Genomic DNA, 2,195 nt, shown 5'->3' on the forward strand with positions numbered 1-2,195 from the left:
CCGGCGGCTTCCCGGTGGCCGACGCCGCCGCCCGCCAGCGGGTCCAGGAGGCCTGGGGAGTGTCCACCACCGGCCTGTACGCCCGTCCGGCCCTGCCGGCCGAGCCTGGCCGCGACACCACGGAGATCCTCACGGCTCTGACCGACGGCGAGCTCGGCGGTCTGGTGATCGGCGGCGTCGACCTGCGCGACTTCCCGGACCCCGGTCTGGCGCGCGCGGCACTGGCTGCCTCGGGATTCACCATCCAGCTGGAGGTGCGCCGCAGCGAGGTCAGCGAGCACGCCGACGTCGTCCTGCCGGTGGCTCCGGCCGTGGAGAAGAACGGCACCTTCGTCAACTGGGAGGGGCGCGTGCGTCCCTTCGGTCAGGCCTACGTCTCCCGCGCCCGTACCGACCGTCAGGTCCTGGGCGCCCTGGCCGCGGAGCTGGGGGAGGACCTGGGCGTGGACTCCCTGGAGACCCTCCACAGCGAGCTGGCCGGCCTGGGCCTGTACGCCGGCACGCGTGGTGAGGTCACCTTCGTTCCTACCGACGCTCCTGAGGCTCAGGCCGAGCAGGTCAGCGTCGAGGGCCGCTCCACGGTCTCGGGCCTGGATGCGGTCCTAGCCACCCACAAGCCGATGCTTGACGCCGGCCGTCTCCAGGACGGCGAGCCCTTCCTGGCCGCCACGGCGCTGCGTCCGGTGGCGCGTGTGGGCGAGGACCTCGCCCAGCGCCTGGGCCTGGCCGGCGGCGAGCTGGTGAGTGTTTCCACGGCCACCGGCGAGATCACGCTGCCGGCGGTCGTCGGCGGTGTGGCTGGCGGCACGGTGTGGCTGCCGGAGTGCTCGGCCGGCTCGACCGTGCGTCAGAGCCTGGGCGCGGGCCACGGTGACCCCGTCTCCCTCTCCCTTGCAGTTACCTCAAGCCACTCGGAGGTGGTCCGGTGAACTCCGCGACTGTGCTGTCCTCGGGCCTTGCCACGGCTCTGCCCACGGCGGGAGGTGTGACCGCGGACTTCTCTGAGGAGACCTGGTGGCTGTCCGTCATCAAGGCCGTGTTCATCATGGTCTTCCTCATCGTCAGCGTCATCCTCGCGATCTGGGCCGAGCGCAAGGTGCTCGGACGCATCCAGACTCGTCCCGGCCCGAACGTCAACGGCCCCTTCGGTCTGCCTCAGCTCATCGCCGACGCTGCCAAGCTCATCATGAAGGAGGACTTCTGGCTCTCAGGGGCTGAGAAGCTCATCTACCTGCTGGCCCCCTTCATCACGGCCTTCAGCTCCTTCATGATCTACGCGGTCATCCCCTTCGGGCCGGAGGTGTCCATCTTCGGCCACTACACGCCCCTGCAGCTGACCGACTTCCCCGTCGCCATCCTCTACGTCCTGGCGATCACGGGCTTCGGGGTCTACGGCCTCATCCTGGGTGGATGGTCCTCCCACTCCACCTACCCGCTGCTGGGTGCGGTGCGAAGCGCGGCTCAGGTCATCTCCTACGAGCTGAGCATGAGCCTGTCCATCCTCACGGTCTTCCTGGCCTCGGGCACGATGTCCACCTCCGGGATCGTCTCCGCTCAGGAGCGTCTGTGGTGGGGTCTGGCGATGATCCCGAGCCTGCTCATCTACGTGGTCTCCATGGTCGGCGAGGTCAACCGCCTCCCCTTCGACCTGCCCGAGGCTGAGGGCGAGCTCGTGGCCGGCCACATGGTGGAGTACTCCTCGATGAAGTTCGCCTGGTACTACCTGGGCGAGTACATCAACATGTTCAACGTCTCGGCGGTGTGCGTCACCCTGTTCCTGGGAGGTTGGCGCTCCTTCATCCTGGCCAGCATCTGGGACGGCTTCAACACCGGCTGGTGGCCGATGCTGTGGTTCATCGCCAAGGTGTGGTGCGTCATGCTCTTCATGATCGTCACCCGAGGCACGCTGGTGCGTATCCGCTACGACCACTTCATGCAGCTGGGATGGAAGTTCCTCATCCCGGTCTCGCTGGCCTGGTTCGTGCTCGTGGCCGTGGTCCAGGGCTACCGGGCCTTCACAGATGTCTCCTCTCAGGGCCTGCTGCTCATCCTGGCGCTGGTCTTCCTGGTCGCGATGCTCATCCTGTTCTTCCTGCCCGCCAAGAGCGAGGGCGCGCCGGCTGGTCGCGAGGTGGCGGACGACGACGTCGTCGCACCGGGCGAGGAGGCTGACGCCTTCGCCGGTGGCTTCCCCG

The 2,195-nt window shown here is 68.2% G+C and carries 2 protein-coding genes; both read left to right on the forward strand.

Annotated features, from left to right (window positions below):
* Positions 1–929, forward strand: a 929-nt coding sequence (locus HMPREF0058_RS06625; RefSeq protein WP_006548980.1) for a molybdopterin-dependent oxidoreductase, incomplete at its 5' end; no start/stop codon positions are given.
* On the forward strand, positions 926–2,195 hold a 1,270-nt coding region (gene nuoH / locus HMPREF0058_RS06630), incomplete at its 3' end, for an NADH-quinone oxidoreductase subunit NuoH (RefSeq protein WP_006548981.1). The genes HMPREF0058_RS06625 and nuoH, both read left to right, overlap by 4 nt.

It is taken from the genome of Actinomyces urogenitalis DSM 15434, assembly GCF_000159035.1.
GTDB lineage: Bacteria > Actinomycetota > Actinomycetes > Actinomycetales > Actinomycetaceae > Actinomyces > Actinomyces urogenitalis.